Source organism: Streptomyces sp. SID1328 (genome assembly GCF_009865595.1).
Lineage (GTDB): Bacteria > Actinomycetota > Actinomycetes > Streptomycetales > Streptomycetaceae > Streptomyces > Streptomyces griseoluteus.
The window spans coordinates 1-6,759 of sequence record NZ_WWKH01000619.1 but is presented as its reverse complement, the minus strand read 5'-3'; the positions used below and the strand labels follow the sequence as shown (position 1 = coordinate 6,759).

6 protein-coding genes are annotated in these 6,759 nt (G+C 73.0%); 1 reads left to right on the top strand and 5 read right to left on the bottom strand.

The genetic code is table 11. The annotated features are described in order from the left end of the window. The 3 genes from GT030_RS20045 to GT030_RS20035 form a co-directional block, all read right to left on the bottom strand. The coding region (locus GT030_RS20045) for an FAD-dependent oxidoreductase (RefSeq protein ID WP_161202290.1) at positions 1 to 442 on the bottom strand (442 nt) is incomplete at its 3' end. A 194-nt stretch (positions 443 to 636) separates the two neighbouring features. Then, positions 637 to 1,533, bottom strand: a complete 897-nt coding sequence (locus tag GT030_RS20040) for a TIGR01777 family oxidoreductase (RefSeq protein WP_161202289.1) — start codon at positions 1,531 to 1,533, stop codon at positions 637 to 639. 48 nt (positions 1,534 to 1,581) lie between these two features. Beyond that, complete coding sequence (locus GT030_RS20035; RefSeq protein WP_161202288.1) at positions 1,582 to 2,775, bottom strand: MarP family serine protease; 1,194 nt, start codon at positions 2,773 to 2,775, stop codon at positions 1,582 to 1,584. Positions 2,776 to 2,952: 177 nt separating this feature from the next. Here GT030_RS20035 and GT030_RS20030 point away from each other — a divergent pair, with 177 nt between their 5' ends. Further along, positions 2,953 to 3,735, top strand: a complete 783-nt coding sequence (locus GT030_RS20030; protein ID WP_237522691.1) for a peptidoglycan recognition protein — start codon at positions 2,953 to 2,955, stop codon at positions 3,733 to 3,735. An 8-nt stretch (positions 3,736 to 3,743) separates the two neighbouring features. On the opposite strand, the gene GT030_RS20025 is transcribed toward GT030_RS20030, so the two are convergent. Both GT030_RS20025 and aceE read right to left on the bottom strand, forming a co-directional pair. Further along, on the bottom strand, positions 3,744 to 4,262 hold the full coding sequence (locus GT030_RS20025) for a DUF4240 domain-containing protein (protein ID WP_161202291.1): 519 nt from the start codon (positions 4,260 to 4,262) through the stop codon (positions 3,744 to 3,746). Between the two features lie 108 nt (positions 4,263 to 4,370). Further along, positions 4,371 to 6,759 (bottom strand): pyruvate dehydrogenase (acetyl-transferring), homodimeric type (gene aceE / locus GT030_RS20020; RefSeq protein WP_161202286.1); only part of this gene is annotated, 2,389 nt, incomplete at its 5' end.

Here is a 6,759-nt window from a genome sequence, read left to right as displayed (position 1 = left end):
CGTTCAGCCGGGCCTGGTCCCACGCCCCGCCGACCGGTGTCCCGGTCCGGCCGGGCAGCACGGCGACCGGCCCCCTGGGGGCGCTCGCCAGGGCGCGCGCCACATGAAGTGCGCCCCTTGCGCCCCCTACGGGTGCCGGGGCCCCCGCGCGGTGCCTGCGGCCGTCCCGGTGCAGCAGCACGCCGGGCGCGAACTGCCGCAGCGCGAGCGGTTCCAGGCCCGGCACGGTGCGCAGCTCGGTGCCGGGGGTGGTCAGGGGCCGTCCGACGCGGTCGAGACGGAAGCCGTCGACCCTCTCGGTCGACATGCGGCCGCCCACCTCCGGGGCGGCCTCCAGGACTGCGGTCGTCACTCCTGCGCTGGTCAGCCGATGGGCCGCCGAGAGTCCGGCGGCCCCGGCCCCCACGACGACGACGTCCACCTGGTACGCGGGCTCAAGCACGAGGCCCCTCCTGTGGTTGCGCGGCCGGTGGAGAGGTCATGCCCTCAACTGGCCCGCCGGATACGCGAGTTCGGGTCGAGGTTAGGGTCATTGTCGGTCAATGCCAGTCGCGCACCGGCAGGGCACGGTCGCACGGCGGTCGCATACGCTCATGACCGCTCGGTGCCCGCCAAGATCGCGCCTATGCCGCCGGACTACTCCGCCGCGCGGATCGTGTCCTCGATACCGGGGAAGGCGAACTGGAACCCGGACTCCAACAGCCGCTTGGGCACCACCCGCTGACTGCCCAGCACGTCCTCCGCCATCCCGCCCAGCGCCGTGCGCAGCACCGCCGCCGGCACCGGGAACGGCGTCGGCCGGTGCAGCACCCGGCCCATCGCCTCGGTGATCTCCTGGTTGGTCAGCGGGTGCGGCGCGGTCAGGTTGAACGGCCCGGACAGGTCCTCGCGGTCCAGGATGTGCCGGATCGCGGCCACCTCGTCGTGCAGCGCGATGTACGACCAGTACTGCTTGCCGTTGCCCAGCCGCCCGCCGAGCCCCGCCTTGAACAGCGGGAACATCCTGGCCCACGCCCCGCCCGCGGAGGACACCACCAGCCCGGTGCGCACGAACGCCGTCCGTACGCCCGCCTCCCGCACCGGCGCGGCCGCCTCCTCCCACTCCTCGCACACCGAGGGCAGGAACCCCTCGCCGGGCGGGGCGTCCTCGTCGGTGATCCGGTCGCCGGTCTCGCCGTAGAAGCCGATCGCGCTGCCGCTGACGAAGACGCGCGGCGGCTCCGGCAGGGAGGCGGCGGCCTCCGCGAGGGCGGTCGTGCCGAACACCCGGCTGTCCCGGATCACCCGTTTGTACTCCGGCGTCCAGCGCTTGTCGCCGATCCCCGCGCCCGCCAGGTTCACCACCGCGTCGACGCCGGCCAGCCCGGCCGCGTCCACGTAACCCTCCTGCGGGTCCCAGCGGACCTCGTCCGGGCCCTGGGGCTCGCGCCGGACCAGCCGCACCACCTGGTGCCCGTCGTCGGTGAGGGACCGCACCAGGGCGCTGCCGATGAGACCGGAGGCGCCGGTCACCGCGATTCGGGAAGAGTCCATGATCCCAGCATGCCCCGCGGGCCCGGAATCAGGGCGGACGCCTACTCCCTACGACGTGATCAGCTCACCCGTGTCCACCGGCACCGTCGCCGTCTCCGCGCGCCGGGCGTCCGCCGAGACCTCCGCCGCCGTCAGCGCGTACCCCGTCTCGGAGCTGGAGGTGGAGCGGGCGAAGATCACGCCGAAGACCCGGCCGTCCGTGGTGAGCAGCGGGCCGCCGGAGTTGCCCGGCCGGACGGTGGAGCGGATGGAGTAGATCTCGCGGGTGACCGTGCGGTCGCTGTAGATGTTCTGGCCGGTCGCCCGCACCCGGTTCGCCACCGTCGCCGCCTGGAGGTCCAGGCTGCCGTCCTGGGGGTAGCCCGCGACCACCGCCGACGCGCCGCGCCGGGCGGAGGAGTCGAAGGGGAGCACCGGGGCGCGCAGACTCGGTACGTACAGCACCGCCACGTCCTTGTCCGGGTCGAACAGCACCACCCGCGCCTGGTACACCCGGCCGACCCCGCCGATCCGTACCGTGGGGTTGTCGATGCCGGCCACCACGTGCGCGTTGGTCATCACCCGGCGCGGGGCGTACACGAAGCCGCTGCCCTCGCGGCCCTCGGCGCCCGCCGAGCCCTCGATCTTCACCGTGCTGCGCCGGGCCGCCTCCGTGGCCGCCGGCGTCACGCTGTCGCCGGAGGGCTCGGCCACCCGCGCGGTCGACTCGTTCTCGAAGGGGTTGAAGACCTGCGGGAAGCCCGCCTCCGTCAGCGCGGAGGTGGCCCGCGAGAACCACGCGGGGGTGGTCTCCGGCATCGTCTGCTGCACCGCGCCCAGCAGGGCGGAGTTGCGGATCGCCGTCGTCACCGTCTGCGAGGGCGCCGCGCCCAGCACGCTCGCCGCGACCCACGCCACGAGGAGTACGGCGACCCCGTTGGCCGCGGCACCCCCGATGCCGTCCGCCACCCGCAGGGGGCCGCTGCCCGACCGGTCCATCCGGCTGCGCAGCCGGAGCGCCAGGCGGCCCGCCAGCTCGTGCCCGATCATGCCCGGCACCAGCACGGTGAGGACCGCGACCACCGTGGCCGCCGCCGAGCCGCGCGTCACCAGCCCCGTCACCCACGGCAGCGCCCACACGCCGACCGCCGCGCCGCCCACGAAGCCGGCCAGCGAGACACAGCCGGCCACCAGCCCGCGGCGGTATCCGGAGGCCGCGTACAGCAGGACCACCAGCACGAGCAGCACGTCGAGCAGGTCCACGAAGCCGCCTTTCTGTCGGACCTTCCAATACGGACGGGGTGGGCCCGCTGATCAGTCGCACACCCGAGGGATTCCCGTATGCGTGTACCCACAGAAACGCCCCGGACCTGGACGATGGTTCCACCGGGTGGCACACCACACATCGCGGACCCGCCGCTCCGGGCCGACAGTGGGATCATGAAGTGGACGCGTCCGTGGCGTATCGCGCGCCTGCCCGGTCTCCTGCCGGCCCTGACCGCCGTCGCCGCCCTGCTGCTGCTCGTACGGGGCAGCGAGCGCACCGTGACGGCCCACCTCGCCCACCCCGCGCGTCCCGCGCCGAGCGCCGCCCCCGTCGCCCACCGCGCGCCCCGCCCGGCCATCCTGCCCCGCTCCGCCTGGCTCGACCGGGCCACCCTGCGCCGCCAGCCCCCGCCGCGCTACGACGACCGGGTCGTCGCCGTCTTCGTCCACCACACCGCCTCGCCGAACGACTACGACTGCGCCGACGTTCCGCGCATCATCCGCTCGCTGTACTCCGGCCAGACCGGGGCCCGGCACTGGGACGACATCGGCTACAACTTCATCGTCGACCGCTGCGGCACCATCTACGAGGGACGCGCCGGGGGTGCCGACCGGGCGGTCACCGGGGCCCACACCCAGGGGTTCAACCACCGCTCGACGGGCATCGCGGCGCTCGGCACCTTCACCGCGGGTGCGCAGGTCCCCCGGGCCATGACCGACGCCATCGCCGCGCTCGCCGCCTGGAAGCTCGGCTCCTCCGGCACCGACCCCCGCGCCCGCGTACGCCTGACCTCCACCAGCGGTCTCAGCCGCTACCGCACGGGCGCCCCCGCCACCTTCCCCGCCGTCGCCGGCCACAACACCGGCTACGCCACCACCTGCCCCGGCGCCGCCCTCACCGCCACCCTCCCCGCGATCCGGGCGAAAGCAGCCCACCTCCAGGGCCGCACACGCTAGAACCCGCCCTAGTGCTTGAAGCGGTCCCACAGGGCCGGGTACCGGTCCGCCAGGGTGCCGTCGTTCTCGAAGTCGATCGGGGTGCCGGCGGGTTCGCCGGGGGCGGGGGCGATGCCCAGGTCGGGGGCCACCGTGCCGGTGAGGCGTTCGTACGCCTCGTCCGCCGCGTAGCCGAGTTCCTCGCCGTCGCCGTCCATCTCGTCGTCGAACTCGTCGAGGAGCTCCGCGAGGGAGTCGGGGTCGTGGAGGGCGCCCTCGAAGACCTCGCGGCCCTGGCCGATGAGCCAGCAGCGGAAGTAGTCGAAGGCGTCGTCGCTCGCGCCGCCCAGCAGGAGCGAGGCCGCGCCCCACAGGTCCCAGCGGTAGGCGCGGTTGTAGCGGGCCTCGAAGTGACGGGCGAAGTCCAGCACCATGTCCGGGTCGAACTGGAGCAGCCGGTCCACCAGCAGGTCGGCCTGCTCCTCGGGGTCGCCCTCGGCGGCCTCGCGGGTGGCGTCGATCAGCTCCCAGAACTCCGTCTCGTCCATCACGCCACCAGCATCGGGCCTCCACCCCCGCCCCGCACGCGGAACGGCACGGTGAAAGGAGGAAGGGGCACGGCAGCACGCCGTACCCCTTCACCGGACCTCAAGTGGTCACAGCCCGTACTTCTCGCGGGCTTCCTTCACCGCCGTCGCCTTGACCCCGCCGCGCCGGGCGAGCTGGGCCAGGGCCGCGACCACGATCGACTCGGCGTCCACACCGAAGTGCCGGCGGGCCGCCGCGCGGGTGTCGGAGAGGCCGAAGCCGTCCGCACCGAGCGAGGACCAGTCCTGGTCGACCCACTGCGCGATCTGGTCCGGGACCTGGCGCATGTAGTCGGAGACCGCGAGGACCGGACCCTCGGCACCCTGCAGCGCCCGGCGCACGAACGGCACCCGCTCCTCGCCGCGCAGCAGGGCCGCGTCGGCGTCCATCGCGTCGCGGCGCAGCTCGGACCAGGAGGTCGCGGACCACACGTCGGCGGCCACGCCCCACTCCTCGGCGAGCATCCGCTGCGCGTCCAGCGCCCAGTGGATCGCCGTACCCGAGCCCAGGAGCTGGATGCGCGGGGCGTTCGCCGGGACGGTGACGCCCGCGGACTCGGCCGTGTTGAACCGGTACAGGCCCTTGACGATGCCCTCGTCGATGCCGGGCACGGCGGGCTTGGCCGGCTGCGGCATCGGCTCGTTGTAGACCGTCAGGTAGTAGAAGACATCCCTGTCCTCGCCCGGCGCGGCCTCGCCGTACATCCGGCGCAGACCCTCCTTGACGATGGCGGCGACCTCGTAGGCGAACGCCGGGTCGTACGTGAGCGCGGCCGGGTTGGTCGCGGCGATCACCGGGGAGTGACCGTCGGCGTGCTGGAGGCCCTCGCCCGTCAGGGTCGTACGGCCCGCCGTCGCGCCGACGAGGAAGCCACGGCCGAGCTGGTCGCCGAGCTGCCACATCTGGTCGGCCGTGCGCTGCCAGCCGAACATCGAGTAGAAGATGTAGAACGGGATCATCGCCTCGCCGTGCGTGGCGTACGCGGTGGACGCGGCGATGAAGTCGGCCATCGAACCGGCCTCGGTGATCCCCTCGTTGAGGATCTGGCCGTTCTTGGCCTCCTTGTAGTACATCAGCTGGTCGCGGTCGACCGGCTCGTACGTCTGGCCCTTGGGCGAGTAGATGCCGAGCGACGGGAACAGCGACTCCATGCCGAAGGTGCGCGCCTCGTCGGGGACGATCGGCACCCAGCGCTTGCCGGTCTCCTTGTCGCGGACCAGGTCCTTGACCAGGCGGACGAACGCCATGGTGGTGGCGACGTTCTGCGAGCCGGAACCCTTGTCGAAGGAGGTGAACGCCTTCTCCGCCGGGGCGGGCAGCGGCGCGAGGGGGTGCACCCGGCGGGCCGGGGCCGGACCGCCGAGGGCCGCGCGGCGCTCCTGGAGGTAGCGGACCTCGGGGGAGTCGGCGCCCGGGTGGCCGTAGGGCACCTGGCCGTCGGCGAACGCGCTGTCGGAGATGGGCAGCTCCAGCAGGTCCCGCATCGCCTTGAACTCGTCCACCGAGAGCTTCTTCATCTGGTGGTTCGCGTTCTTGGAGGCGAAGCCCGGACCGAGGGTGTGGCCCTTGACCGTCTGGGCCAGGATCACGGTCGGCGCGCCCTTGTGCTCGACGGCCGCCTTGTACGCGGCGAAGACCTTGCGGGCCTCGTGACCGCCGCGCGACAGGTGGAAGCACTCGAGGATCTTGTCGTCGCTGAGCAGCTTCGCCATCTCCACCAGCGCCGGGTCGGCACCGAAGAAGTCCTGGCGGATGTAGGCCGCGTCGCGCGTCTGGTACGTCTGGATCTGGGCGTCCGGCACCTGGCGCAGCCGGCGGACCAGCGCGCCCGTGGTGTCGAGCTGGAACAGCTCGTCCCAGGCGGTGCCCCACAGCGTCTTGACCACGTTCCAGCCGGCGCCCCGGAACTGGGCCTCCAGCTCCTGCACGATCTTGAAGTTGGCGCGGACCGGGCCGTCCAGGCGCTGCAGGTTGCAGTTGATGACGAACGTGAGGTTGTCCAGCTCCTCACGCGCGGCGAGCGCGAGGGCCGCCGTCGACTCCGGCTCGTCCATCTCGCCGTCACCGAGGAACGCCCACACGTGGGACGCGGAGACGTCCTTGATGCCGCGGTTGGTCAGGTAGCGGTTGAACCGCGCCTGGTAGATCGCGGAGAGCGGGCCGAGGCCCATCGACACCGTCGGGAACTCCCACAGCCAGGGCAGCCGGCGCGGGTGCGGGTAGGACGGCAGGCCGTTGCCGCCCGCCTCCTGGCGGAAGTTGTCCAGGTGCGTCTCGTTCAGCCGCCCGTCCAGGAAGGCGCGGGCGTAGATGCCGGGGGAGGCGTGGCCCTGGATGTAGAGCTGGTCACCGGAGCCGTCGGCGTCCGGGGACTCCTTGCCCTTGAAGAAGTGGTTGAAGCCGGTCTCGTACAGCCACGCGGCCGAGGCGAAGGTGGCGATGTGGCCGCCGACGCCG